23 protein-coding genes are annotated in these 25,099 nt (G+C 68.6%); 9 read left to right on the forward strand and 14 right to left on the reverse strand.

The window, feature by feature from the left end; all coding sequences use genetic code 11:
* Positions 1-44: 44 nt before the first annotated feature.
* From Q9G87_RS35465 to Q9G87_RS35490, 6 genes are all read right to left on the reverse strand, one after another.
* Positions 45-2,789 carry a Tn3 family transposase gene (locus tag Q9G87_RS35465; protein ID WP_305920932.1) on the reverse strand — a complete coding sequence of 915 codons (2,745 nt, stop codon included), beginning with the start codon at positions 2,787-2,789 and terminating at the stop codon, positions 45-47.
* Positions 2,790-2,903: 114 nt separating this feature from the next.
* A complete protein-coding gene (locus Q9G87_RS35470; RefSeq protein ID WP_305920933.1) occupies positions 2,904-4,121 on the reverse strand; it encodes a CU044_5270 family protein in 1,218 nt (405 codons plus the stop codon).
* Entirely contained in the window at positions 4,118-4,681 is a 564-nt protein-coding gene (locus Q9G87_RS35475; protein ID WP_305920934.1) for an RNA polymerase sigma factor, read from the reverse strand. Before Q9G87_RS35475 ends, Q9G87_RS35470 begins: the two co-directional genes overlap by 4 nt.
* 82 nt (positions 4,682-4,763) lie before the next feature.
* Positions 4,764-6,248: an AAA family ATPase gene (locus Q9G87_RS35480; protein WP_305920935.1), complete on the reverse strand. Its 1,485-nt coding sequence runs from the start codon at positions 6,246-6,248 to the stop codon at positions 4,764-4,766.
* Between the two features lie 306 nt (positions 6,249-6,554).
* Positions 6,555-6,731, reverse strand: a complete 177-nt coding sequence (locus tag Q9G87_RS35485) for a thioredoxin domain-containing protein (protein ID WP_305920936.1) — start codon at positions 6,729-6,731, stop codon at positions 6,555-6,557.
* Between the two features lie 37 nt (positions 6,732-6,768).
* A complete protein-coding gene (locus tag Q9G87_RS35490; protein WP_305920937.1) occupies positions 6,769-7,491 on the reverse strand; it encodes an SDR family NAD(P)-dependent oxidoreductase in 723 nt (240 codons plus the stop codon).
* 110 nt (positions 7,492-7,601) lie between these two features.
* Between Q9G87_RS35490 and Q9G87_RS35495 the strand changes: the two genes are divergently transcribed.
* Entirely contained in the window at positions 7,602-8,240 is a 639-nt protein-coding gene (locus tag Q9G87_RS35495; RefSeq protein WP_305920938.1) for a TetR/AcrR family transcriptional regulator, read from the forward strand.
* Positions 8,241-8,313: 73 nt separating this feature from the next.
* Positions 8,314-8,805 (forward strand): hypothetical protein, encoded by a 492-nt coding sequence (locus Q9G87_RS35500; RefSeq protein ID WP_305920939.1) that lies wholly within the window; start codon positions 8,314-8,316, stop codon positions 8,803-8,805.
* Between the two features lie 46 nt (positions 8,806-8,851).
* On the opposite strand, the gene Q9G87_RS35505 is transcribed toward Q9G87_RS35500, so the two are convergent.
* From Q9G87_RS35505 to Q9G87_RS35515, 3 genes are read right to left on the reverse strand one after another with little or no spacing between them, the layout of a single operon-like run.
* On the reverse strand, positions 8,852-9,592 hold the full coding sequence (locus Q9G87_RS35505; protein ID WP_305920940.1) for a succinate dehydrogenase/fumarate reductase iron-sulfur subunit: 741 nt from the start codon (positions 9,590-9,592) through the stop codon (positions 8,852-8,854).
* Positions 9,589-11,514, reverse strand: coding sequence for a fumarate reductase/succinate dehydrogenase flavoprotein subunit (locus Q9G87_RS35510; RefSeq protein ID WP_305920941.1), 1,926 nt, complete (start codon positions 11,512-11,514; stop codon positions 9,589-9,591). The genes Q9G87_RS35505 and Q9G87_RS35510 overlap by 4 nt, the downstream gene beginning before the upstream one ends.
* Positions 11,511-12,143 (reverse strand): succinate dehydrogenase cytochrome b subunit, encoded by a 633-nt coding sequence (locus Q9G87_RS35515; RefSeq protein WP_371825878.1) that lies wholly within the window; start codon positions 12,141-12,143, stop codon positions 11,511-11,513. The genes Q9G87_RS35510 and Q9G87_RS35515 overlap by 4 nt, the downstream gene beginning before the upstream one ends.
* Before the next feature lie 250 nt (positions 12,144-12,393).
* Here Q9G87_RS35515 and Q9G87_RS35520 point away from each other — a divergent pair, with 250 nt between their 5' ends.
* The 7 genes from Q9G87_RS35520 (at position 12,394) to Q9G87_RS35550 (ending at position 19,720) form a co-directional block, all read left to right on the forward strand.
* Entirely contained in the window at positions 12,394-13,323 is a 930-nt protein-coding gene (locus tag Q9G87_RS35520) for a LysR family transcriptional regulator (RefSeq protein ID WP_305920943.1), read from the forward strand.
* Between the two features lie 36 nt (positions 13,324-13,359).
* The gene (locus tag Q9G87_RS35525) at positions 13,360-14,493 is read left to right on the forward strand and encodes a PP2C family protein-serine/threonine phosphatase (protein WP_305920944.1); all 1,134 of its coding nucleotides are present in this window, start codon (positions 13,360-13,362) and stop codon (positions 14,491-14,493) included.
* Positions 14,490-15,635, forward strand: a complete 1,146-nt coding sequence (locus Q9G87_RS35530; RefSeq protein WP_305920945.1) for a sensor histidine kinase — start codon at positions 14,490-14,492, stop codon at positions 15,633-15,635. The genes Q9G87_RS35525 and Q9G87_RS35530 overlap by 4 nt, the downstream gene beginning before the upstream one ends.
* A complete protein-coding gene (locus Q9G87_RS35535; protein WP_305920946.1) occupies positions 15,628-16,089 on the forward strand; it encodes a response regulator in 462 nt (153 codons plus the stop codon). The genes Q9G87_RS35530 and Q9G87_RS35535 overlap by 8 nt, the downstream gene beginning before the upstream one ends.
* Positions 16,090-16,268: 179 nt before the next feature.
* On the forward strand, positions 16,269-17,057 hold the full coding sequence (locus Q9G87_RS35540) for a hypothetical protein (RefSeq protein ID WP_305920947.1): 789 nt from the start codon (positions 16,269-16,271) through the stop codon (positions 17,055-17,057).
* Positions 17,058-17,069: 12 nt separating this feature from the next.
* Complete coding sequence (locus tag Q9G87_RS35545; protein ID WP_305920948.1) at positions 17,070-18,971, forward strand: fumarate reductase/succinate dehydrogenase flavoprotein subunit; 1,902 nt, start codon at positions 17,070-17,072, stop codon at positions 18,969-18,971.
* Positions 18,968-19,720 carry a succinate dehydrogenase/fumarate reductase iron-sulfur subunit gene (locus tag Q9G87_RS35550; protein ID WP_305920949.1) on the forward strand — a complete coding sequence of 251 codons (753 nt, stop codon included), beginning with the start codon at positions 18,968-18,970 and terminating at the stop codon, positions 19,718-19,720. Before Q9G87_RS35545 ends, Q9G87_RS35550 begins: the two co-directional genes overlap by 4 nt.
* Positions 19,721-19,778: 58 nt before the next feature.
* On the opposite strand, the gene Q9G87_RS35555 is transcribed toward Q9G87_RS35550, so the two are convergent.
* The 5 genes from Q9G87_RS35555 to Q9G87_RS35575 form a co-directional block, all read right to left on the reverse strand.
* Positions 19,779-21,017: a hypothetical protein gene (locus Q9G87_RS35555; RefSeq protein ID WP_305920950.1), complete on the reverse strand. Its 1,239-nt coding sequence runs from the start codon at positions 21,015-21,017 to the stop codon at positions 19,779-19,781.
* A 99-nt stretch (positions 21,018-21,116) separates the two neighbouring features.
* Positions 21,117-22,835 (reverse strand): hypothetical protein, encoded by a 1,719-nt coding sequence (locus Q9G87_RS35560; RefSeq protein ID WP_305920951.1) that lies wholly within the window; start codon positions 22,833-22,835, stop codon positions 21,117-21,119.
* Positions 22,836-22,971: 136 nt separating this feature from the next.
* Complete coding sequence (locus tag Q9G87_RS35565; protein ID WP_305920952.1) at positions 22,972-23,373, reverse strand: (deoxy)nucleoside triphosphate pyrophosphohydrolase; 402 nt, start codon at positions 23,371-23,373, stop codon at positions 22,972-22,974.
* A 13-nt stretch (positions 23,374-23,386) separates the two neighbouring features.
* Positions 23,387-24,481, reverse strand: coding sequence for a C40 family peptidase (locus Q9G87_RS35570; protein WP_305920953.1), 1,095 nt, complete (start codon positions 24,479-24,481; stop codon positions 23,387-23,389).
* On the reverse strand, positions 24,478-25,098 hold the full coding sequence (locus Q9G87_RS35575) for a hypothetical protein (protein WP_305920954.1): 621 nt from the start codon (positions 25,096-25,098) through the stop codon (positions 24,478-24,480). Before Q9G87_RS35575 ends, Q9G87_RS35570 begins: the two co-directional genes overlap by 4 nt.
* Position 25,099: the final 1 nt, after the last annotated feature.

Below are 25,099 nucleotides of genomic sequence, written 5' to 3' on the forward strand. Positions count from 1 at the left end.
AGGCGGAAGCCAAGAACACCCGGTCCTCGGCTTCGACCCCGTTGTCAGCAAGGTCGTCCTGCTCGGAGATCCGGCACCCTACTGACCAGACTAATCGACGCGGCTTGACAAACCAGATTCCACATAAGCGCTACGAAGATGGTCTTCTGCGCGCGGCCGACCTCCAGCATGGCCTGGTAGGTCGGGTGCGAGGCGGACTCGGTGAACCGGCGCAGGATCGCCTCGGTGGAGGCGGTGCCCTGCTTGATCGCGGTCGCGTACTTGATCATCTGGTCGTAGTTCTGCTCGATCAGATCCCAGCGGATCGGCCGGGTCATCGCCGGCGTCAGCCGCGGGTACAGGTCGCTTTCACCGCTCTCCACCCGATACAGCTTGACCTTGTTGATCTGCTTGATGCGCGGCAGCAGGTCAAAGCCCAAAAGCCTGGTCACGCCGAACCCGATTTCCGTCTGGCCGTGGGAGTCGACATAGTTCCCTTCGACCTTCATGGTGGTGCCGTGCCGGACCGCGCCCTCGATCATCGCGTGCACCTCTGAGGCCGAGGCGCGCAGGGTCTGGGAGTGCACGACCATGGAGCCGCGCTCGATGTGCCAGTAGATGAGGATGCCGCGACCTCCATACCTGGAGTGCCACTCGGTGAAAATATTTTGATCGTAGGCACGTACGTGCGTGGAGTCGGAGGCGACGGTGGTCGTGCCCTCACCCCACAACTCCACGTCCCGGGCGGTGAAGGTCGCGTTCGCGATGGCGATCGCGATATCGGTGGCGATCTGCGGGGTCAGATAGCGGCGCCGCACGTAGCGGATGTCATCCTCGCTGTGGGCGTGGCCACCGGAGGCCACCGCCCGGATCCCGGTGTTGGTGCCGTACCCGAAGATCGCCAGCATCAGGCGCTCGGCCAGGACCTCGGGCTTGAGGCTGGAGGTGCCCGCCACCGAGGTGACAGCGTTCAGGCAGCCGGTGCGCAGCACCGCCTCCTTCAGCATGTCGATCAGCGGGACCGAGCCCCAGCGTCGACTCACCTCGTTCTTGATCTTGCGTAGGTTCCTCGGCTCCTCCGCCGGGCCGATCTTCGTCAGCTTGATCGCGCCGGACTTACGCTCGGAGATAGCCACCCAGTCCAGCTTCGGCAGCGCGGTGTCGAGCGCCTCCAGTTCCGCGCGCATCTCGGCCTTCAACTCGGCGATGAAATTCTTGGGGTCCAGCGGCTTGCGCAGCTCGGCATAGTTCTCCACGCGGCGAGCGGCAAAATCCTTGGGCAGATCCTCCTCCGGATCGCGGAAGGAGTGGGCGCCGACCACCCAGATCTCCTTGCACCGCAGCGCGTCGCGCAGCGCCTGGAAGGTGACGATCTCATACACCATCCGCACCACTCGCCGACGGCCGCGCTTGTCGTTCTTGAAGACCAGGTTCTCCCAGTCGCCGGCGGTGCCGCGGTGCTCGGGCACCACCTCGCCGCGCGGGTAGTAGGTGGTGTTGCCCGCCTTGGCGTAGCGGCGGATCAGCTTCAGCGCCTCGATCACCGGCTGGTAGGCGGTGTTGTTGCTCTTGAACTCCAGGGTGTCCAGCAGCGCGATCAGGCCGCGCCGGTAGTGGTTGGTGTAGGAGGCGCGCAGCGTGGTCTGCACTGTGGTCCGGTAGGCCGGGCCCTTGGTCTTGAACTCGTGTACCAGGTCGCGCAGCGTCTGCTCGCCACCGCTGACGGCGGGGAAGATGACCTGGCGGACCGGATCGTCGGGGTGACCCAGGGCGGCGTCGGCGACCTTGAACAGGATGTTCTCCTTGCCGGTGACCCGCTTGAACGCGTTGATCAGCTCCTTGGTCACCTTGCTGTCGGCCCGCGCCTTGATCCGATGCACCGTGGCGATGAGCAACTCCACCAGCGTGTCGGTAATCTCCCGCTCCCGCTCGTGGACCAGCACCGCCAGCAGCAGGACGGTCAGCTCGCGCGGGTGCGTGCGCATGTGCGAGGGAGCCTCCACCCCCGCCCGTGCCCGCCAGGACGCCAGCACCTTGGGCGCCACGTCGGCGAACAACCCGGGCGGCAGCTCGATCGAGCGGACCGCCGCCAGCTTGCGGATCTCGGTCATCATCAACTCCAGGCTCACGTTGCCCGGCGCGGACTTGATCAACGCCAGCACGTCGAAGTCCTCATCGTCGTCTTCTGCAGCCGTCTCGCTGGCTGGCTCCTGGCGGTCGCCGGCCGCCACGGCTCCCGCGCGGCTGGCATCGTCGATGCCGACCAGCGCGCAGATGCGCTGGGTGGTCTCGGAGCTCAACCGTGAGGTGATCCGCACCGACCAGGTGACCTCCGCGTTGTGTAGCGCCGAGGCCACGATCCGGGAGATCCGTCCAGGCGTCGGCGGTTCGATCCGCTCCTCACGCAGATGCTTGAGCAACTCCTCCCGGACCCGCTCGGGCCGCCGCTCGGCGTGCGCGACGTTCTCGGCCAACCACACCGCCAGCTTCGACGCGTCCGCCGTCGTGCAGGCGCGAAAGCCCAGGTGCGTGCGGATCTGACTGCGGTGGTACTCGATCGTGGAGCCGGACCACTCGTAGAAGCCGAGCTCTGAGGCGGGAACCTGGACCTGCTTAGCCACATGCTCCACCACATCGTCCGGCAATTCTGAACGACCGCGCGGGAACCGGCCGTGCTGCGTGTAGAACTTCAGCAAGATCGCGAAGCCGAGTCGCGTGGCGTCGCGCTTTCCGGCGATCAGCTCGCGCTCTTCGTCCAGGATCGTCCAGTGCTCGACCAACTCGTCGATGTGCATCGGGGGGTGTTTCATGACCGCCCAGCATTGACCAGGCAAGTCACAGCAAGATCAACGCCGTTTGGGGCTCATGACACGATTCTTACCGGCACCCCAATCAGCGCCGAGTCGGCCGGCCGGGCCCTGCCGTCACGGCTTGTCGTCGGTCCAGCCGGCCTCGAGCACCGCGGTGGAGCTGAACACCTCTCCGGGCTCGAACGCCGCCTGCAACCCCCCGGGCTTCACCACGACGTTCTCGTTGGCGAGGGCCCGGCCGGTCGACTCGTCGAAGATCAGCCGGTTCTCCAGGACGGCGCCGCTCTTGATGCGCTCCTCGATCGAGACCGCGGTGCCCTGGCGGCCTTGGGCGTCGGTGACGTTCTCGATGACCTTGACGGTGTCGAGCTCGGCCAGCATGCGGAAGGCCGCACCTCGAACCTGCGGCGTCACCGGCATGTCCGTGATCAGGCCCGCGCTCACCTTGAACAGCCAGACACCCGAGGCCATCGGCGTGCTCGAGGACTCCGTATCATGCCCCTCGTACGAGCGCAGCAGCCACTTCTTGAGGTCGTCCGGGTCGCTCGGCAGCCCGCGCAGATCCTTCATGGTCACGTTCCGGCCGAGCCAGAACACCTTGTCCCCGTCCACCAGCGGGCTGTGACTGGTGCGTACCTTGCCCGGCGCCGTCCCCGTCTCCAGGACCAGCGAACCGCCCTTGCCCGGCACCGCCACCTCGACCTTCTCCGGCGACCCGGCCGCCTCCCACGCCTTCCTGTCCTCCGCGGTGGCCGGTCGCGTCCCGAGCGACTGGCTACGGCTCCACTGCTCGCCACCGGTTGCGCTGGGCGTCCACATCTCGTCCCGGCTCTCCGTCGCCATTTCGTAGCCACCCTCCGCCACGGTGGACAACGTCCGGCTCACCGACGCGGTGTGCCAGTAGTCCCCGGTGCGCTCGGGCTGCCGGTCGGCCTTCTCCGCGGCGGCCAGCAGCACGTCCCGCGCCGACAACGTGACGCGGGGCGCGGCGGTCCCGCCCGGACTCGCCGTCGAGCCGCTGCCATCCGGGTTCACCGTCGAGCCGGCACCGTCCGGGACATCCGTGGCGGTGGCGATCCGGCCGCCGCCGTCCGGCGCCCGTGGGGTCGGCGCCGCCCCATTCCCCGCCAGGACCACCGCTACCGCCGTCACGGCCGCCGCGGCCCCGGCCAGCCCCAGTCCCCAGACCGGCCGCACGACCTTGCGCCGCCGCCGCGCCTGCCTCGGCTGGGACATGGCGTAGGACAGCTCGGCGGCCCTGGTGCGCTCGTCCACCGGGTCGTCACCGAGATGAGCAGGCCTGGCGGCCCTGAGTTCGTCGATGGGGTTCATGACAACTCCTCGTTGTAGCTCCGGACGTGAGGCAGGGACGGGCGCGCCTGGGGGCGAGCGCGCAGGTGGACCGCTGCCGACTCCGCGGCCTCGTTCATCGCCTGCTTGAGCCGTTTGCGAGCCCGATGCAACCGGACCCGGAACGCCGCGGACGAGCACCCGACGACCCGTGCGGCCTCCTTCGGCGACAGCCCGTGCCAGGCGACCAGGAGGAGGATCTCCCGATCGTCCTCCGGCAACGCGGCCAGCGCCCGCAACACCCCGATCCGCTCGGTCACCTGGTCGGCAACGTCGCCCTCGGTCCAGGCCCGCAACTCGGCGGCCAGCGCCTCCCTGCGTGCCTCGGCCCGTACGTTGTCGCGCAGGATGTTCCTGGCCACGCCGAGCAACCACGGCAGAGCAGGCTCGGGCACGTCGTCGAGCCGCCGCCAGGCGATCGCGAACGTCTCGCTCACCACCTCGTCCGCGACCTGCCGCCCCGCGCGACTGACCACGTAGGCCCACACACGTTGTCGGCATTCGTCGTACATGCCGGTGAACCGGTCCGCATCATCCGCCACCGCCCAGCCCCTTCGTTCCGGATGCGTTCTTCTGACACCAGGAAGTGGTCTGAGCCCCCTCGTTGTTACGCCGCTTCTCCATTCATCGAGCGCCAGGAACGACCACGGGATCGCCGGCTTCGACGAGGGCGGGCAAGCCGACCAGCAGGACATCCCCTCTGCGCCGTGCCGTGCTGACCAGGTCCGGCTGGAAACCCTCCATCGAGAACAGGGCCAGGACCGCCGACCCGGTGTCGTGCCCGTGCTCGGCCAGCAACTCTTTGAGCCTGTCGAGACGGTCGAGATCGGCCGCACTCCGCCGGGTCACCGTTGCCTTCGCCTCTCCGATGAGCCGGATCTCCGCCCTTCCCGCCCGCTTGTCCAGTGCCACGACGTCGATCTCGTTCTTGGCCTGTCCCTTCCGGTCGTTGACGACGGTTCCCGTCACAACGCTGGCGTGTCCTCGCAGAGCCGGGTCTGCCTGTCCACGGAGCCACGCTCTGGCACAGCTCTCGAAGTGAGGTCCCAGAACGCGAGCGACGAATGTCGGTCGCGACCGCCGCCATGCCTCCGTAGACTGCCCCGTCTCCACGAGGTCGCGCTGCGGCACAGTGATCAGATTGTGGAACCGCACGATTGGATCAGCCACCGTGATCACTGGCCGCCTTTCCCACAGCGGATCGGTGTCGTACGACAGGTACCCCGCGCTCACCAGGGCTTCAATGGGCCGGGTCAACGACGAGCGCGGCTGCTCCAGCAATCCGCCGATCTTCGCCGGGCTGGTGGCGCCATTCGCGACCGCATTGATGATCGCGTAGTGCAAGGCACTCCCCGTGAACTTGGGATCCTCCCGCAGCAGGTATTCCGCTTCGCTACCGGAGAAGAGCGCCTGCCGGGGATCCAGCACGGTGGCAGGGGCCCAGTCGTCCAACTCGTCGGTCGACTGGGGAGGGTCCACATTGGCGAGATTGCGATAGCCCGGGGCTCCGCCGAGAATGGCATGCACCCGCAGAGCGGCCCCCGGGTCGCCGATCCCCCAGTGTCGTGCCGTGGTGGCCAGGTCGAAGGGGTGGAGACAAAGATCGATCGCCGCCCGCCCACGCAGCGCCTTCGTACCGGAAAGCAGATTGTTCATCACCGACATGGCCGAGCCGCAGACGATCACTCGTCCACCCGTCACACCCTGTCCGGCCTGAGACTGGTCGTACAACAACTGGAGCAGACCAGGCAGTTCCGGGGAATGCGCCATCCAGTAAGGCAACTCGTCAATGACGAACACTCCTGCGCGGCGGCGCGCCGTCAGCTCGATCGCGGTGGACAGCAGAGATTCCCAGCTCGCATCGGCTATCAACTCTGGGCCGATACCCGCATAGCGTGCTATCTCCGCGGCCAATCGGCGTCGCGCCGCGACAACGCTCTCCTCTGCCACAGCCGAGACGTAGAGGCCGTCGGTGGCCTCGGCAAGCGCACGAAGCAGAAAACTCTTCCCGACCCGGCGCCGGCCCGACACGACGCCCAGTCGGAGATGGGGATCCGGATGCCGTACGAACTGCGCGAGGGCCGCCCACTCGGCATCACGAGACAGCACTCGGGAAGGCTTCGTTATTGGTGTCACTTAATTAGTATGCGTTGCAACATACTAATTAGCCAACACCCGCGGTGCGGCTCAAGCCGTCAGGCGGGATCCGACCGAGAGCCACGCCCCGCCAGTCGGCGCGACCCATCCTGTGTCGTCATGCGCGGGCGCCACAGGATCGACGAGAACAGGCCCGCCACGCGTACCGTGCATAAAGGGCGAGAAGTAGCGCGCAGAAGCGATCAGCCCTCCCCTAACATTTGTAGTGGCAAGGTCACGCTGGGCAGCGGCGGCCAGGGCCACGGCACCACGTGCCTGCTACTCCACGTGGCCAGGCAAGAGGTGCGGGGCGTACTTCGCCACCGCCTCCATCACCTGCCGCTTCGACGGATTGACCATTGCCCTGCCCGCCACCGTCACGGTCGGCACGGTCTCGTTCCCGTCGGCGACCGAGCGCACGAGGGCCGCCGCTCCAGGGTCCTCCCAGATGTTCACCTTGGTGTAGCGGAGCCATGCCGCCCCTCCGTCCTCGCTATCGGCCGAAGTTCCCCACCAGAGCCTCAACCCGGTCGCGCTTGGAGTACAGCTCCCAGAAGCTCTCCGCGAAAACGTCCGGATGGATGACCTCCGGCTCGAACCCGAGCGGCTCCTGGGACGACGCGATGGCCTGGTGCGGCACACTCCCCTCGATCAGCGCGCCGACGTTGACCGCCCCGACATGGACGCCCTTGCCGGCAAGGACGGCGTTGAGTGTGTGGAAGTAGTTGCGCAGCGCGGCCTGAGCCATGCCCGCGTTCCCGAGGAACGGGACCGGGTGGATGCCGGACTGTCCGGCCGTGAAGAGGATGGCGCCGTCACCGTGCTCGACCATGTCGGGGAGGGTCTGGCGCACCAGGGCGATCGCGGATAGCAGGAAGCGGTCCAGGATGAGCTGCGTGTTCTCGACGTCGACGTCCAGGGTCGACACGATCCCGTCCCCTAGATCCCCGCCGCCGGGGCTGAACTCCGCGACGTCGATCCGCCCGTACCGCTCCTTGATCGCCGTCACGGCGTTCGCGATCTGGCCGCGGTCGTAGACGTCGGCGGTGAAGCCGGCCGCCTCGATGCCGTCGCGAGCGAGCTCGGCGACGAGGTGGTCGAGGTTCTTCCTGGTACGGGCGACGAGCGCGACGCGGAAGCCCTCGCGCCCGAAGCGGCGGGCGACAGACAGGCCCAGGACGGGACCGGCGCCGAAGATGGCCAGCGTTTTAGGCATGGCAAATCCTTCCTTAATCGATCCAGCGAAGTTGGGGACAGTCCCAACTTTCTCCCGCTTGCAGCCTAGCCATAAGTTGGGACTGTTCTCAAGTTCGGTACGATGCCAGCATGCCGACGCACGCCAAGCCCCTGCGCAGGGACGCACAGCGAAACCGGGACCTGCTGGTGGCGGCCGCCCGCGACCTGTTCGCCACACGGGGCCTGGACGTGGCCCTGGACGAGATCGCCCGTACGGCCGGGGTCAGCAACGGAACCCTCTACAACCACTTCCCGAGCCGCAACGACCTCATCGACGCCGTCTTCGCCGACCGGACGGCCACAGTGGCGCGGATCGCCGAGCACGCCCTGTCGATGGCGGACCCATGGGCCGGACTGGTGCACTTCCTGGAGCGGGTGTGCGAGCTGCAGGCCGCCGATCGCGGCTACAACGACCTCGTCTCGCGCCGGGTCCCGCAGGTCGCGCCCCCTTCAGAGAACCATGCGCGGGGCTACGAGCTGATGCAGCGGATCGTCCGGCGAGCGCGAGAGGCCGGCGTGCTGCGGGAGGACTGCACGCTGGAGGACATGGCGTTCGTGACCTGGGGGATCGCCCGCACGGTGGAGGCAACGGGGGCGGTGCGGCCGCTGGCGTGGCGACGGCATTTGGCTCTGATACTGGACGGGTTCCGGGCTTCGGCGGCTCATCCGCTGCCGGAGCCACCTATGACGCCTGATGAGCTGGCACGCATCATGCGGGAGTGTTCCTGATCCCCGAACAGCCCAAAACTAGACATCATCCCGCACGCCAACCCATCGAGCCGGGAAGGCTCCCGATGTGGACGTGCGTGACACCAAGGGAAGACCGGAACGGGCCGAGTTCGCGGGGGCTGTGTACGGCTCGCTGCTGGCGGCCTCGGTCGTGGCCGGCAGCGCGGTGGACGGCACGCCGCTGTCAGCGGGCAACCTCGTGGTGGTGTTGATCTGCACCGGTGTGGTGTTCTGGCTCACCCACGTCTACGCCTTGGTGGTGTCCCACGGAACCGACGCCCTGACCTGGCGGCGCCTGCGCGTAGTCGCTCGTCAGGACTGGCCGGTGGCCCAGGCCTCGTTCCCGCCTGCCATCGGGGCCGCCTTCGCCTCGGCGCTGGGCCTGTCCGACATGGGAGCCACCTGGGTGGCGTTGGTCGTCGCGGTGGCGAGCCAGGTCGCCTGGGCGGTCGCATCCGCCGCCTCGGCCCGCTTCTCCGCGCGAGCCATGGTCCTTTCCGGGGTCGCCAACCTCGTGCTGGGACTGGCCATCATCGCCCTCAAGACCCTGGTGGGCGCTCATTGAACCGGCTGCCCGGCCCGGGTTGATCTCCCGGGCCGGCGGCGGCCTCCTACTTGGCGTTCGCCTTCAGATAGTCGCTGTTCATGCGCGCGATCGTCTCCAGCGGAATCCCCTTCGGGCACACGGCCGTGCATTCGCCCGTGTTCGTGCAGCCGCCGAAGCCCTCCGCGTCCATCTGGTCCACCATGGCCTTGGCGCGCGACAGGCGCTCCGGCTGGCCCTGCGGGAGCAGGCTCAGGTGGGTGATCTTGGCGGCGGTGAACAGGGAGGCCGAGCCGTTCGGGCAGGCCGCCACGCAGGCGCCGCAGCCAATGCAGGTGGCCGCGTCGAAGGCGGCGTCGGCGTCTTCCTTGCGTACCGGGACGCTGTGCGCGTCCGGGGCCGAGCCGGCGGGGACCGAGACGAAGCCGCCGGCCTGGATGATGCGGTCGAAGGCGCTGCGGTCCACGACCAGGTCCTTGACGACCGGGAACGGTGCCGCCCGCCACGGCTCGATGGTGATCGTGGCGCCGTCCTCGAAGTGGCGCATGTGGAGCTGGCAGGTCGTCGTGGCGCGCTGCTCACCGTGGGCGACGCCGTTGATGACCATGCCGCACATGCCGCAGATGCCCTCGCGGCAGTCGTGGTCGAAGGCGATCGGGTCGTCGCCCTCGAGGATGAGACGCTCGTTGAGGACGTCGAGCATCTCCAGGAAGGACATGTCCGGGGACACGTCCTCCACCTTGTACGTCACCATCCGGCCGTCGTCGGAAGGGCCGCTCTGACGCCAAACGCGCAGGGTCAGGTTCACTTGTAACTCCGCTGGGTCATCTTGACGTACTCGTACTCGAGCGGTTCCTTGTGCAGCACCGGCTCACCGGAAGGGGAGAACTCCCAGGCGGAGACGTGCGCGAAGTGCTCGTCGTCACGCAGGGCCTCGCCGTCGGCGTCCTGGGACTCGGCGCGGAAGTGGCCGCCGCAGGACTCCGTGCGGATCAACGCGTCCAGGCACATGAGCTCGGCCAGGTCGAAGAAGTCGGCGACGCGGCCGGCGCGCTCCAGCACCTGGTTCAGCTCCTCGGCGGTGCCGGTGACCTTGACGTTCTGCCAGAACTCCTCGCGCAGCTCAGGGATGCGCTCCAGGGCCTTGCGCAGCGACTCCTCGGTGCGCTCCATGCCGCAGTAGTCCCACATGAGCTTGCCCAGCTCGCGGTGGAAGGAGTCCGGGGTGCGGGTGCCGTTCACGGACAGGAGACGGTCGATCTTGTTCCTGACCTTGACCTCGGCTTCGGCAATGGCCGCGTCGTCGACGTCGCCGAACGGGCCGGCGGCCAGATAGTCGCCGATGGTGGTCGGAAGGACGAAATATCCGTCGGCCAGGCCCTGCATCAGCGCGGACGCGCCGAGGCGGTTGGCGCCGTGGTCGGAGAAGTTGGCCTCGCCGATGACGAACAGGCCGGGGATCGTGGACTGCAGGTCGTAGTCCACCCACAGGCCGCCCATGGTGTAGTGGACCGCCGGGTAGATGCGCATCGGCACGTCGTACGGGTTCTCGCCGGTGATGCGCTCGTACATCTCGAAGAGGTTGCCGTACTTCTTCTCGACGGCGTCGCGGCCGAGGCGGTTGATGGCGTCACGGAAGTCCAGGTAGACGCCCAGGCCACCGGGGCCGACGCCGCGGCCCTCGTCGCAGACGTTCTTGGCGGCGCGGGAGGCGATGTCGCGGGGGACGAGGTTCCCGAAGGCGGGATAAATCCGCTCCAGGTAGTAGTCGCGCTCGTCGTCCGGGATGTCCCCGGGGGCGCGGGTATCGTTCTTGCGCAGCGGCACCCACACCCGCCCGTCGTTACGCAGCGACTCCGACATCAGCGTCAGCTTCGACTGGTACTCGCCCGACACCGGGATGCAGGTCGGGTGGATCTGCGTGTAGCAGGGATTGGCGAAGTACGCCCCGCGCTCGTGCGCCCGCCAGATCGCTGTCGTGTTGCAGCCCTTGGCGTTCGTGGACAGGAAGAACACGTTGCCGTAGCCGCCGGTGGCCAGCACCACGGCGTCGGCCAGGTGCCGCTCGATCTCGCCGGTCACCATGTCGCGCACGATGATGCCGCGCGCCCGGCCGTCGGCGACGATCACGTCGAGCATCTCGTGCCGCGTGTGCATGGTCACGGTCCCGGCCGCGATCTGCCGCTCCAGCGCCTGGTAGGCGCCCAGCAGCAGCTGCTGGCCCGTCTGGCCGCGGGCGTAGAACGTACGGGACACCTGGGCGCCGCCGAAGGAGCGGGTGTCGAGCAGGCCGCCGTACTCGCGGGCGAACGGCACGCCCTGTGCGACCGCCTGGTCGATGATGTTCACCGACACCTGGGCCAGGCGGTAGACGTTCGACTCGCGGGCGCGGAAGTCGCCGCCCTTCACGGTGTCGTAGAAGAGCCGGTAGATGCTGTCGCCGTCGCCGCGGTAGTTCTTGGCGGCGTTGATGCCGCCCTGCGCGGCGATGGAGTGGGCGCGGCGCGGGGTGTCCTGGTAGCAGAACGACTTGACGTTGTAGCCCAGCTCGCCCAGCGTCGCCGCGGCCGAGCCGCCCGCGAGGCCGGTGCCGACCACGATCACGGTGAGCTTGCGCTTGTTGGCCGGGTTGACCAGCTTCGCGGAGAACTTCCGCTTCTCCCACCGCTCCTCGATGGGGCCGGCAGGAGCCTTGGTGTCGTGGATCTCCGAACCTTCGGTGTACTTCACTTCACAACTCCGAACGTGATCGCGAGGGGCGGCGCCAGGAAGCCGATCACCAGGACCGCGGAGACCAGGGCGGCCGAAGCCTTCAGAACCCGGTAGCGGTTGCGGTTGGCCCAGCCGAGCGTCTGCGCGGCGCTCCAGATGCCGTGCCGCAGGTGCAGGCCCACCATGACGACGGCCACGAAGTAGATCAGCGTCACCCACCAGCGGGACGGCTCGAAGCCGGCGACCATCCGGTCGGCCGGGGCGGCGTCGAAGCCCTTGGGGTTGACGACGCCGAAGGTCAGGTCGAGCAGGTGCCAGACGACGAAGAGCGCGATCGTCAGTCCGCCCCACCGCATGATGTGCGTGGCGTAGCCGTTCGCCTGCGGCTTCTTGGCGACGTACTTGACCGGCCTGGCCTTGCCGGCCCGCCGGGAGAGGGAGATCGCGGCCCACATGTGCAGGACGACCGACGCGACGAGAACGACCTCCAGGATCGTCAGCAGCGTCCGGTACGGCAGCAGCGGCTCCAGCAGAGTGCGCAATGCGTGCGCGTAGTCGTTGAAGGAGTCCTTGCCCAGGAAGATCTTGAGGTTCCCGAGCATGTGGAGGAGGAGGAAGAGCACCATCACGGCACCGGTGACGGCCATCACGGCCTTCTTGCCGTTCGACGAGCCGAGGAACCCGCCGGCCTTCTTACGCGTTGGAGTGCTCTTGGGAGCGGGAACCGGCGCGGTCGCGGCACCGCGCTCAATCGTCGCAGTCACGTCTTCAGACGCTAAGTACGCAGCGATGATCCGTCCAAGTCATCACGGGCCTGGTTTCCATAGCCGGAAGCTATGATGCTGGTATGTGCGGCCTTTTCCGGACGATCAGGCGGGCCGATGCGAGGAAAATCACATGCAGCTGCAGCAACTGGCCTCCTTCGTGGCCGTCGCCGAGACCAGGCATTTCACCCAGGCCGCCGAGCGCATGCGGGTCGCGCAGCCGTCGCTCAGCAAGCAGATCAAGGCGCTGGAGAGCGACCTCGGGGCGGCCCTGTTCTCCCGGGCGCGCGGCAACGTCACGCTGACCCCGGCCGGGGAGGCACTGCTGCCGCTCGCGCGCCGCATCCTCGCCGACGCCGACACCGCCAGGCAGGAGGTGGCCCAGCTGGCGGGGCTCAGAAGGGGCAGGGTGCGGCTCGGGGCCACGCCGTCGCTGTGCGCGGGGCTGCTGGCGGACGCGCTGGCCCGCTTCCATCGCGCGTACCCGGGGATCGAGCTGCTGGTCGAGGAGGGCGGCTCACGGGACCTGATCAGGGCGCTGGCGCGCGGTCAGCTCGACCTGTCGCTGATCATCATGCCGCTGCAGAGCGACGATCCTTCGCTGGTGACCGAGGAGATCCTGCGGGAGAACCTCGTGGTGGTCTCGCATTCCCATGAGGCATCCCGGCGCCCGTACATCGAGATCGAGGACCTGCGCGGGCGGCCGATGGTGATGTTCCGGCGCGGCTACGACCTGCGGGAGGCGACGCTGGCCGCGTGCCGGCAGGCCGGGTTCGAGCCGAGGTTCGCGGTGCAGGGCGGCGAGATGGACGCGGTGCTGCGGTTCGTGGAGGCGGGGCTGGGGGTGGCCGTGGTGCCCTCCATGGTGCTCGACGGGCGGCCCGGGCTTTCCGGCACGCCGCTCGCGCCGCCGGGGCTCAGCCGGACGATCGCGCTGGCCCACCGCAAGGATGTCGAGCCGACCACGGCCGCGCAGGCGTTCCGGGAGACCCTGCTCACCTTTGTGGTGGAAGCTGGACATGAAGGCACGCTTCCACAAGGGGTAGAGCTCATCGCAGAATGAGCAGCAACATCTCCAATGTCCCGGTGAGGCGATTTGGTGACAGCAAATCTCTCCGAAACGCTGACGCTGCTCCTCCTCGAGGATGATGACGGCGACGCGTTCCTCGTCGAGGAGTTGCTCCAGCAGGCGGTCGCGCCGCCGAAGATCTTCCGGGCGCGGAGCCTCCAGGAGGCCAAGACCAAGCTGACCTCCAAGATCCAGTGTGTGCTCGTCGACCTCTCGCTACCCGACGCCTCCCGGCTGGAGGCGCTGGAGGAGGTGCTGGCGCTGGCGCCGCACGCGGCCGTGCTGGTGCTCACCGGGCTGCGTGACGTCCACGTGGGCGTCGCCGCCGTGCAGGCGGGGGCGCAGGATTACCTGGTCAAGCAGGACATCGACGCGCGGCTGCTGGCCAGGGCCATCAGGTACGCCATGGAGCGCAAGCGGGCCGACCAGACCCAGCTCAGGCTCGTGCAGGCGGAGCTGATCGCCAAGGAGAACGCCAGGATGCAGCGGGGCCTGCTCCCCGTCGCGCTCCTGCGCACCGACGCGATCGAGCACACGACGCGTTACCTGCCGGGCAGCGGCGGCACGCTGGCCGGGGACTTCCTGGACGCGGTGCAGACGCCGGACGGCGCGGTGCACCTCGTGGTGGGCGACGTGTGCGGGCACGGCCCCGACGAGGCCGCGCTCGGCGTGGCGCTGCGCATCGCCTGGCGTACGTTGGTATTGGCCGGGCGGACCGACGACACGTTGCTGCGCACGCTCGACGCCCTGCTGCGGGCCGAGCGCAAGGCGCCGGAGATCTTCACGACACTCTGCATGGCGACGATCACCCCCGACCTGCAGCACGCCAGGATGCGCGTGGTCGGGCACCCGCCGCCGGTGCTCGTGCGCGACGGCGCCGTCGAGGTGGTCGAAGGCGCCCCGTCCGGCCCGCCGCTCGGGATCTTCCCGGACGCGGAATGGCCGGTGATCGACGTGCCGCTGGGCGAGACGTGGTCGATGATGCTCTACACCGACGGCCTGATCGAGGCGGCCGTGGGCGAGCGTAACGAGCTGCTGGGCGTGGAGGGCCTGATCGACCTGGTACGCGAGCACGGCGCGATCGACCTCGACCGGCTGATCAGGCATGTGGGCACACTGAGCGACGACCTGGCCGTGGTCCTGGTGAGCAGGAGGAGAGCATGAGCATCCATCCGCTGCCGCCGCCCAAGGAGCCGGTGGGACTGGGCAGGCTGCCGGTCGCCCGCTGGTTCATGTTCATCGGCGCGGTGGCCGGCGTGGCCTTCGCGGCCGGGGTCGTGGTCACCATGCTGATGCTCGCCCAGGCACAAGCGCTGGACCCGAAGGCGGAGGTGGCCGCGCAGATCGGGCGGCTGAACGCGGCGTTGATCGTGCTGTTCGCGGTGTTGCTCGCCTGCGGAGTCGGATTGGCCATCATCGTGCGCTACGCCGTGCTGAAGCCCATCGACCAGCTCACCGACCAGGTGCGCAAGGTCGCCGCCGGCGACTTCGACCACACCCTGCAGGTGGACCGTCCGGCGGAGCTGGCCGAGCTGTCCAGCCACCTCGACGCCATGCGCGATCGCGTCGTGTCGGCCTGGCGGATGGCCTCCGACCAGGCCGAGGAACTCCGCAGATCCAACGGCGAGCTGGAGCAGTTCGCGTACGTGGCCAGCCACGACCTGCAGGAGCCGCTGCGCAAGGTGGCCAGCTTCACCCAGATGCTGGAGCAGCGTTACAGCGAGCAGCTCGACGAGCGGGCCAGGCAGTACATCCACTACGCGGTGGACGGCGCGAAACGGATGCAACTGCTGATCAACGACCTGCTGGACTTCTCCAGAGTCGGACGGGCCACTGGCGAGCGCACCGTGACCGACTCGGGCGAGGCGCTGAACCAGGCGCTGGAGAACCTGTCGGCCACCCTGGAGGACACCGAGACCACGGTCACCAGGGACGACCTGCCCAAGGTCAAGGGCAACCGGCTGCAGCTGACCCAGCTGTTCCAGAATCTGATCGAGAACGCGATCAAGTTCCGCTCCGAGGCGCCCCCGCGCATCCACATCGGGGTGAAGCGGTCCGGCGACATGTGGGAGTTCAGCTGCTCGGACAACGGCATCGGGGTCGAGTCCAAGTACGCCGACCGCATCTTCCTCATCTTCCAGCGTCTCCACCCCCGGGACGTGTATCCAGGGACTGGCATCGGCCTGGCACTGTGCCGCAAGATCGTCGAATACCACGGCGGACAAATGTGGCTCGACAAGAGTGCGGAGGGCCAGGGTGCGACGTTCCGCTGGACGCTACCCGCGGCTGGAGACGACGATGACTGATTGGCGCCCGATCGAGGTCCTCCTGGTGGAGGACGACCAAGGGGACATCTTGCTGACCAAGGAGGCCTTCGACTTCAACAAGGTGCGCAACCGCCTCAACGTGGTGAACGACGGCGAGCAGGCGATGGCTTACCTGCGTCAAGAGGACGGCTACGCCGACGCGCCACGCCCGGATCTCATCCTGCTGGACCTCAACCTGCCACGGATGAGCGGCATGGAGGTGCTGAGCGAGGTCAAGGCCGACACCGACCTGGCGACGATCCCCGTGGTGATCCTGACGACGTCGGAAGCCGAGGAGGACATCCTCCACAGTTACCGGCTGCACGCCAACGCCTATGTGTCGAAACCGGTGGACTTTGAGCAATTTATCCGGGTTGTCCGGCAGATCGATGATTTCTTCGTGACTGTGGTTAAGTTGCCCACGCAGGGGCAGCGCCCTGACGGGCGTACGTGACAGGAATCACAGCCGGTCATCGAAAAAGTGAGTGACCCCGCTCACAAATGTCGATGCGGTCGTCGTAACGTATCCCCCACCAACGCGCGCTTGAGCGGATACCGCCCCTACGCGCGCCCAGCGAAACGAACCACGGACCCCCTGCGCGAAAGGGTCCGCGGGAGGTGGAGAGGTCCGCGATGACCCAGACGACGCCCGAAGCCCCACTGCGAAGGCAGCGTGCGCAAGTCAAGGTGCGCACCCTGCGCACCGACAGATGGTGGCTGGTCCCGCTGCTCACATTCCTCGGGCTGAGCTCGTTCCTTGTGTACGGTGTGTGGGCGATCATCGACACGAGCAACTTCGTCGAGCCGTATGTCGCCCCGTTCGCCTCGCCGTGTCTGACGACCCAGGAGGTCTGTGACGGCGCGAGGCTGTTCGGGTGGGCGCCCATCGGCGACTGGTGGGTCCTTCCGCCGGGGCTGCTCATTCTCGGCCTGCCGGGCGGATTCCGGTTGACGTGCTATTACTACCGCAAGTCGTACTACCGCTCGTTCTGGTTGTCGCCGCCCGCGTGCGCGGTGCAGGAGCCGCACGGCAAGTACACCGGTGAGCGGCGCTTCCCGCTGATCCTGCAGAACGTGCACAGGTACTTCTTCTACGGGGCCATCGTGATCGGCCTCATCCTGGCCTACGACGCCGTTCTGGCGCTCGTCCACAAGCCGCTCGGCCTGGGCACCTGGATCCTGATCGCCAACGCCGTCCTGATCAACCTCTACTCGCTTTCGTGCCACTCCTGCCGGCACATCACGGCGGGCCGGCTCAACCACTTCTCCCGTCACCCGCTGCGTTACCGGGCTTGGACGTTCGTCTCCAAGCTCAACGCCAAGCACCAACCCCTCGCGTGGGCCTCGATGTTCTCCGTCATGGGCGCCGACCTCTATGTCCGCCTGGTGGCCAAGGGCATCATCGCCTTCCCGTACGCGTAAGGACAGCTTTCAGTGGACAACTCGCTTAACACAGAGCGTCACGAATACGACGTCGTCGTCATCGGCGCCGGCGGCGCGGGGCTTCGCGCCGCGATCGAGGCCCGCCAGCAGGGCAAGCGGACGGCCATCGTCTGCAAGTCGCTGTTCGGCAAGGCGCACACGGTCATGGCCGAGGGCGGCGCGGCCGCCGCGATGGGCAACGTCAACTCCGACGACAACTGGATGGTGCACTTCCGCGACACCATGCGGGGCGGCAAGTTCCTCAACAACTGGCGGATGGCCGAGTTGCACGCCAAGGAGGCTCCCGACCGGGTGTGGGAGCTGGAGGCCTGGGGCGCGCTGTTCGACCGCACCAAGGACGGCAAGATCAGCCAGCGGAACTTCGGCGGGCACGAGTACCCGCGGCTCGCACACGTGGGCGACCGTACCGGGCTGGAGCTGATCCGCACGCTGCAGCAGCGCGTCGTCGCGCTCCAGCAGGAGGACTACGAGAACCACGGCGACTACGAGGCCTACATCAAGGTCTTCGCCGAGTGCACGGTCACCCGGCTGCTCAAGGACGGCGACCGGATCTCCGGCGCGTACGGCTACTGGCGCGAGACCGGAAACTTCATCCTCTTCGACGCGCCGGCCGTGGTGCTGGCCACCGGCGGCATCGGCAAGTCCTACGTCGTCACCTCCAACTCCTGGGAGTACACCGGTGACGGCCACGCCCTGGCCCTGCTGGCCGGCGCGAAGCTGATCAACATGGAGTTCATCCAGTTCCACCCCACCGGGATGGTCTGGCCGCCGTCCGTGCGCGGCATCCTCGTCACCGAGTCCGTCCGCGGTGACGGCGGCGTGCTGCGCAACTCCGAGGGCAAGCGCTTCATGTTCGACTACATCCCCGAGGTGTTCAAGGACAAGTACGCCACCACCGAGGAGGAGGGCGACCGCTGGTACACCGACCAGGCCAACAACCGGCGCCCGCCGGAGCTGCTGCCGCGTGACGAGGTGGCCCGCGCGATCAACGCCGAGGTGAAGGCCGGGCGCGGATCCCCGCAGGGCGGCGTGTTCCTCGACGTCTCCACCCGGCTCCCGGCCGAGGAGATCAAGAAGCGGCTGCCGTCGATGCACCACCAGTTCAAGGAACTGGCCGACGTCGACATCACCGCCGAGCCCATGCAGGTGGGCCCGACCTGCCACTACATCATGGGCGGCGTCGAGGTGGACGCCGACACCGGCGCGGCGGCCGTACCGGGGCTGTTCGCGGCCGGCGAGGTGTCCGGCGGCATGCACGGCTCCAACCGGCTCGGCGGCAACTCGCTGTCCGACCTGCTGGTGTTCGGGCGCCGGGCGGGCGCGGGCGCGGCGGCGTACGTGGACGGGCTCAAGAGCCGGCCCAAGGTCGCTCCCGAGCAGGTCGACGAGGCCCACGGGGAGGCGATCGCGCCGCTGGGCCGCAACGGCGAAAACCCCTACGAAGTCCACCACGAGCTCCAGCGCACGATGAACGACCTGGTCGGCATCATCCGCAAGGCCGAGGAGGTCTCCGAGGCCCTTCAGGTCGTGGAGAAGATCAAGGAACGCGTGCGCATGGTCGGGGCGGCCGGCTCGCGCATCTACAACCCCGGCTGGCACCTCGCGATCGACCTGCGCAACATGGTGCTGGTGTCGGAGTGCGTGGCCAAGGCCGCGTTGCTACGCGAGGAGAGCCGCGGTGGGCACACCCGCGACGACTTCCCGGGGATGAACCCGGACTGGCGCCGCAAGCTGCTCGTCTGCTCCACCGAGGACGGCTCGACGATCGGGGTCGAGGAGAAGGTCCAGCCGCGTATGCGCGAGGACCTGATCACCCTGTTCGACCGCGGCGAGCTGAGCAAATACCTCACCGACGAAGAGATGACCGAGTTCGACGGGATAGCGAAGGCATGAGCTACAAGGCAAAGTTCAAGGTCTGGCGTGGTGAGGGCGGCGAGGGCAAGCTCGAGGACTTCACCGTGGAGGTCAACGAGGGCGAGGTCGTCCTCGACATCATCCACCGGCTGCAGGCCACACAGGCGCCCGATCTGGCGGTGCGCTGGAACTGCAAGGCGGGCAAGTGCGGCTCGTGCAGCATGGAGATCAACGGCAAGCCGCGGCTGGGCTGTATGACCCGCATGTCCACCTTCGAGGAGGACCAGACCATCACGGTCACGCCGATGCGGACCTTTCCCGTCATCAAGGACCTCGTCACCGACGTCTCGTACAACTACCAGAAGGCCAGGGAGGTCCCCTCCTTCACGCCGCCGGCCGAGGTGCGGCCAGGCGAATACCGGATGAAGCAGGTCGACGTCGAGCGGTCCCAGGAGTTCCGCAAGTGCATCGAATGCTTCATGTGTAACAACGTCTGCCACGTGATCCGCGACCACGAGGAGAACAAGACCAACTTCTCCGGTCCCCGGTTCCTCATGCGGATCGCCGAGCTGGACATGCACCCGTATGACGTGGCGGACCGGCAGGAGGCGGCCCAGGAGGAGCACGGGCTGGGCTACTGCAACATCACCAAGTGCTGCACCGAGGTCTGCCCCGAGCACATCAAGATCACCGACAACGCGCTGATCCCGATGAAGGAGCGCGTGGTGGACCGCAAGTACGACCCGCTGGTGTGGCTGGGCAGCAAGATCTTCAAGCGCGCCAAGTAGGCCGTCACACGGATGAGGGGGCTGGACGGTGTCCAGCCCCCTCATCGTTGTCCAGCGGCTACTCGGAGCGGCGGAAACGCTCGCGCTCGGAGTCCGGCATCTCCTTGGTCGGCTCCTGCTGCGGCAGCGGCTGCACGGCCGTCACGTCCTCGTCGGCGGGCAGGTACGGCGGCGGCTCGTACTCCTGCCCGGGCCGCTGCGGCGGCTCGAACAGGGACGTGCCCTGCTGCCACGGCTCGGAGTCACCGGACTCCGCCGCGGAGGCCGAGCCGAGCGGATGCTCGTGGCCGTCCTCGAACGGGGTGCCACCGCCCGTCGGGATGTCGGCCGGGGGAACCAGCGGCTCGAACGGGTCGCGGTATTCCTTGGGCTTGGGCGGCTCGTAGTTGTAGGAGTGGAACTCATCAGGGTGCAGCACCACGGGCGGCGGCTCGGAAGGCGCCGCGGGCGGCGGCTCCTGCGCGTAGCCCTGCGGCGGGTACGGGTGTCCGACGTCCTGGTAGACCTGACCGCTCGGGTACGTCTGCACCGGCACGAAGCTGATGATCGGCGCGTACGCCGTGCCACCCGGGTAGCCGGCGGGCGGGAACCCCGCCGCGGCGTATCCCGGACCGGCCGGGTAACCGCCGGGCGGCATGTCCGGACGCCCGCCCATCTGCGGTCCCGCCTTGCGTACGGCGGCCGCGTGGGCCATGCGGCGCAGCCTGCCCTCGAAGATCAGCACCGCGAAGAGCGCGAGCAGGACCAGGACCAGCGCCGGGATGCTGAGCTTCTGCGTGAGCGTCCGCTGGTCGAACTCCGGCGCCGCGCCACGCAACTCCAGCGGCACCTCTTCGGAGGCGGCGGACTGCGTCTCCGTGGGGAGCACGGGGGCGCTCGTCGTCGGCGTGCCGACCGTCGGCATCTCGACGGTCGCGTCAGGGGTGCTCGACGTGGAGGTCGGCGGGGGCTCGACGTTCTGCGAAGGCAGCGGCTCCAGGTTCTGCGTGGGGGTGGTCTGCGGCGGGGTGGCCGGGGGCGTGCTGGACTTCGTCGGCGTCGGCGTCTTGCTGGTCTTCTTCGGAGACGCGGTGACGGTCGTGGTGACCGTCGTCTCCGGGTCCCCCTCGGGCGTCGGGGTGCCTAAGGTGGTGGTCACCGTGACCGTGGTCTGGGGGTCGGACTGGCACGCCGGGTCGGCGACGTCGCAGGGCTCAACGGGAGGGTCGTAGGCCGTCACGGACGCGCTCGCGCTCTGCACGATGAAAGGCGTCGCTCCGGCGCCGGCCAGTCCCAGCGCCAGGACGATCGCAGACACGGCCGTCGCTCGTCTGCGTGCCACCGGTGCCCTCCGCCGTCATCCCGGAACCATGGTCAAGGGAATACTAGTCGGGTCAAAGTAACAGTAAAGACCGGATTACAACACCATTCTACGCCTCCGGTGCTTTTGTACCGTGACAATGAGCCAGAGAGCCCCCAGCAGCGTCCCGATGCCGCCGACGACCATGGCATGCCCCATGGGCCCCTTCAGCGGATTGCCCTGTCCGGTCGGCCGGGCCCGCTTCGTGGCGGCGGCCATTTCCCACGGCAGGGGCGCGGCCTCCGTCCCGGAGAGCGCGGCGATCTGGGGAGACGGGGTGGTGCCGGGCGCGGGCGATGCGCCGACCGTTGGCACGTCGGCAAGGCCTTGCTGGAGTACGTCCGGAAGCGCCTGATCGAGGGAGACGCCCTGGGTGGACGAGCTCGCGACCGCCTTCCCGGACGCGGCGGGAACGCTCTCGATGGACGAGCTCGCGACGGCTCCCCCGGACGCGGCGGGAACGCTCTGGGCCGGCGTGCGGGGAGACGCTGGTGCGGACATGTGGCGAAGCGTCTGCTGCGGTGCGACCTGCCGCAGGGTCAGCTCGACATCCGGCACCTCGGCCTCGGCCGTCCGGCGCGCCTGCGGGTCGGCGAGCTTGGCGGCGTCGCCGCTGATCGGCGGTGCGGTGCCGATGACCCGCATGGCGACGGATCTGCGCATGGTCGTCCGACCGTCGTCCGGCTCGGCCCGCATCTCGGCCACCGCCGCCAGCACCACCTTCCTGGCGCCCTCGGGCGTCGTGAGCGTCACGTCGACGGATCGTTCGCCGTCGACCTTCCCCAGCCTGCACACGTGCGCCCCCAGCAGGGACCCGTACGGGAGAGCCGGCGTCCCTATGGCGGCCAGCGCCCGCGTCGCCAGCACGCGCGCGGGGAGCGCCGGGACGGGGGACGCTCCTGCTGTCGCGGCCCCCGTCGCGGGAGGCCAACCCGGGACGGGACCTTGCCCACCGCCGGCCGTCGGCGCGCTCAGCCCGTCCTCACCCGACTCGAGGGTCATCGGCGCGCCCGTCGTCGCGCCGCCGCCCGTCGCACCGCCAGGCATCGCACCGCTGCCCGTCACACCGCCAGGCATCGCACCGCTGCCCGCCACGCCACCGCCCGTCACGCCATCGCCCGTCACGCCACCAGGCATCGCACCGCTGCCCGCCACGCCACCGCCCGTCACGCCATCGGCTGTCACGCCGCCAGGCATCGCACCGCTGGCCGTGGCGCTGCCCGTGGCGCCGCCGCCCGCCACGCCGCCGCCCGCCACGCCACCGCCCGCCACGCCGCCGCCTGTCACGCCGCCGCCCGCCGCGCCGCTGCCCGTCGCGCCGCTGCCCGTCGGGACGTCGGTCCTGGGGACGTCGGTCTGCGGGCCGGCGGCCGTAAGCGCCGAGTCTGCGGTCGTAAGTCCGTCAGACGCCGCACCGTGGGGAGCAGGGCCGGCGGACGCCGGGCCGGGGAGCGGAGGACCGCCGTACTCCGGAGCGAAGGGAGCGGCGCCGACGGATGCCGAGCCGGGGGGAGCGGCGCCGACGGACGACGAGCCCAGAGGGCCGGCGAGGGGCGAGCTGAGGGCCGGGTGGGAGGGCTGGCCGGCCGGTGACACGCAGGCCACCTCCGACAACGCCTCCACCGGACTGGCGGCGACCGCCACCCTGGCCCCCTTGGCCATCCCGTTCAGCCGCACCCTGAACCGCTGCACGTCCCCGGTCCTGACCCACTTCCCCGGGCCGCCGTCGCCCTGGCTCACCCGCTCCACCACCAGCGAGACCCCGGTCGCAGCCATGGGCACGGATGGCACCGCCACCAGTATCAGCACACCGGCAAGAATCCAGCCACGACGCATCACTCCCACTCCCCCGCTGCGACACATGACCCGTTACTCACGTCTAGTAATCACTATGTCACAGAGGGTGACATACTCAGTCCGGCGGGATCAGGCTCTCCACGGTCTTCATGATCGGCAGATCGGCCCCCAGCCACTCCACGTCGAAATACTCCCCCGGCCCCAGCCACCGCAACGCCAGATGCTCCCGGGGCTCCGGCGTCCCCGAAGCGACCGAGGCCAGCCAGACCCGCAGCACGTACCCCTTGGACAGCGGCCAGTCACCGCCCACCCGCGCGCCCACCGCGATTTCCACGCCGAGTTCCTCGCGGCATTCCCGGATCAGCGCCTGGACCTCGTCCTCGCCCGGATCCACTTTGCCGCCGGGAAACTCCCAGCCACCGGCGAGCGCCGCCGGCTGCGCGCGCTGGGCGGCCAGCACCCGGCCGCCCTCGGCGACGATCACCGCCGCCACGACCACCACCACGTCCTCGCTCATGCGTTGCGATTCCTCATAGGGAAGGATTTTGCAGCTTCTTCAGCTGTTCGAGCACGTCGGGGTTCTGCAGGGGGCGGGTGAACCCGACGCGGTTTCCGCGGACCTCGTAGCTGGTGACCTTGATCGGCCCGCACAGCCGGCACCTGGCCTCGAGCATCTTGCCCTTCGACACCACCAGCCCGACGTGTCCGGGGTTGTCGGCCGACGTGCCCGGCCCGGCGTTGAAGAACACCAGGTCGCCCGGCTGCTCCTCACCCTCTAACACTTTCACCCCGAACGGCCACTGCAGGAACGTCGTGCGCGGGATCGTCAGCCCCGCCGACCGGTAGGCGGCGTAAATGACGCCGGAGCAGTCGTACGCGTCCGGCCCGGTGCCACCCCACAGGTACGGCTTGCCGCGCTGGGCCAGCGCATACTGCAGGATCTTGGCCACGACGTCGCTCGGCGCGGCCTCCACCAGCGAGTCGTCGCACTCGTCCTCGGCCTGCGGCGGGAGCTTCACGTCCCCGGACTTGGCGTAATTCCTGGCGATCGCCTCGACCTGGTCGACGTACCACCAGGCGCGGTTGTAGACGAACAACGCCTGCCGCACGTTCTCGGGCGCCCCGTTGCGCTTGAGCATCTTCGCGGCGCCGAGAATCGCGTCGGCCGGGTTGTACACGTCGCCCACGCCGTCCCCGTCACCGTCGGAGGCGTACCCGTTGAACGTGGACGACATCGCGATCCTCGCCTTGCCGCCCCACGTGGAGATCAGGAACTGCATCGGCCCGGCCGCGCCCGCGGAGTTGGTGCCGCTTTTGACGCCGGGCAGCGTGGAGCGGCCGTGGTCGGTCTCGCGCTTGCCCACGGCGGCCAGGACGTTCCACTGGACGCCGATCTTGTCGCCGTGCTCCTTGTACAGCTCCAGGTACTTGGCGGGGATGTCGGCGGCGGCGGAGTCGGATGCCTCTTCCACCTGCGTCGTGTCCGCGCAGTCGATGGAGGTGCGGCCCTCGCTGAGGAACGACGGCATCGAGATCAGCACCATCGGCGACACCACGACCAGGGCCAGCAGTAGCCCCCCTGCCAGGCCGATCAGCAGGGCGAGGCGGGTTCGCGAGACGTTCATTCCGGGTCTCCGAACTGGCCCTCGGCCGCCGGCATGATGTCGAAGATCCGCCAGTCGGCGCCGGACTGGCTGACCGTGACCGCGTACTCCTCGGTGAGCTGCTTGCCGCCGCTCTTCGCGGTGACCTGCCTGGTCCCGACGACGACGAAGACGATGGAATTCTTCTCGATCTGCCTGATCTCCTTGAGCCTGGCCGTGGCCGTCGAGACGATCTCGTCGGTGCGGTTCTGCTCGATGGTGCCCGCCGAGGTGATCGTGCGGGTCAGTGCGGTGCCCAGTTCGGGGGTGGTGTACGCCTTGATCCGGTTGGCGTACGCGGCCGGGTCCTCGTCGTACCTGAACGTGCCGTACTCGGCGGTGAACCGTTCGGCCACGTCCGCCGCCGCGGCCAGCTGCTCCTTCTTCATCGGCAGATAGTTGTAGACGTCGAACGGCGCGGAGCTCGCGGTCGCGAGCGGCGTGCTGGAGGCCACGGCCATGCTGGTGGCGCGGGTGGCCTGCGGCACGGGCTGGGCCGGGTCCTCCCTGTCCGCCCACATGAGGTAGAGGCCGACGCCGGCGATGACCACGACGATGGCGGCGAAGGCCAGCCCTCGCCTGTCACCTGGCTGCGCCATG

Origin of the sequence: Nonomuraea turcica (assembly GCF_030718205.1) — a bacterium.
Taxonomy (GTDB): Bacteria; Actinomycetota; Actinomycetes; order Streptosporangiales; family Streptosporangiaceae; genus Nonomuraea.

Coding starts and splice junctions, on each gene's coding strand:
- Q9G87_RS35470 (WP_305920933.1), bottom strand. CDS start 4,121: ATGAACCCCATCGACGAACTCAGGGCCGCCAGGCCTGCTCATCTCGGT.
- Q9G87_RS35540 (WP_305920947.1), top strand. CDS start 16,269: ATGACCCAGACGACGCCCGAAGCCCCACTGCGAAGGCAGCGTGCGCAA.
- Q9G87_RS35560 (WP_305920951.1), bottom strand. CDS start 22,835: ATGGCTGCGACCGGGGTCTCGCTGGTGGTGGAGCGGGTGAGCCAGGGC.
- Q9G87_RS35490 (WP_305920937.1), bottom strand. CDS start 7,491: ATGCCTAAAACGCTGGCCATCTTCGGCGCCGGTCCCGTCCTGGGCCTG.
- Q9G87_RS35565 (WP_305920952.1), bottom strand. CDS start 23,373: ATGAGCGAGGACGTGGTGGTGGTCGTGGCGGCGGTGATCGTCGCCGAG.
- Q9G87_RS35530 (WP_305920945.1), top strand. CDS start 14,490: ATGAGCATCCATCCGCTGCCGCCGCCCAAGGAGCCGGTGGGACTGGGC.
- Q9G87_RS35550 (WP_305920949.1), top strand. CDS start 18,968: ATGAGCTACAAGGCAAAGTTCAAGGTCTGGCGTGGTGAGGGCGGCGAG.
- Q9G87_RS35495 (WP_305920938.1), top strand. CDS start 7,602: ATGCCGACGCACGCCAAGCCCCTGCGCAGGGACGCACAGCGAAACCGG.
- Q9G87_RS35520 (WP_305920943.1), top strand. CDS start 12,394: ATGCAGCTGCAGCAACTGGCCTCCTTCGTGGCCGTCGCCGAGACCAGG.
- Q9G87_RS35465 (WP_305920932.1), bottom strand. CDS start 2,789: ATGAAACACCCCCCGATGCACATCGACGAGTTGGTCGAGCACTGGACG.
- Q9G87_RS35575 (WP_305920954.1), bottom strand. CDS start 25,098: ATGGCGCAGCCAGGTGACAGGCGAGGGCTGGCCTTCGCCGCCATCGTC.
- Q9G87_RS35570 (WP_305920953.1), bottom strand. CDS start 24,481: ATGAACGTCTCGCGAACCCGCCTCGCCCTGCTGATCGGCCTGGCAGGG.
- Q9G87_RS35515 (WP_371825878.1), bottom strand. CDS start 12,143: ATGGCCGTCACCGGTGCCGTGATGGTGCTCTTCCTCCTCCTCCACATG.
- Q9G87_RS35535 (WP_305920946.1), top strand. CDS start 15,628: ATGACTGATTGGCGCCCGATCGAGGTCCTCCTGGTGGAGGACGACCAA.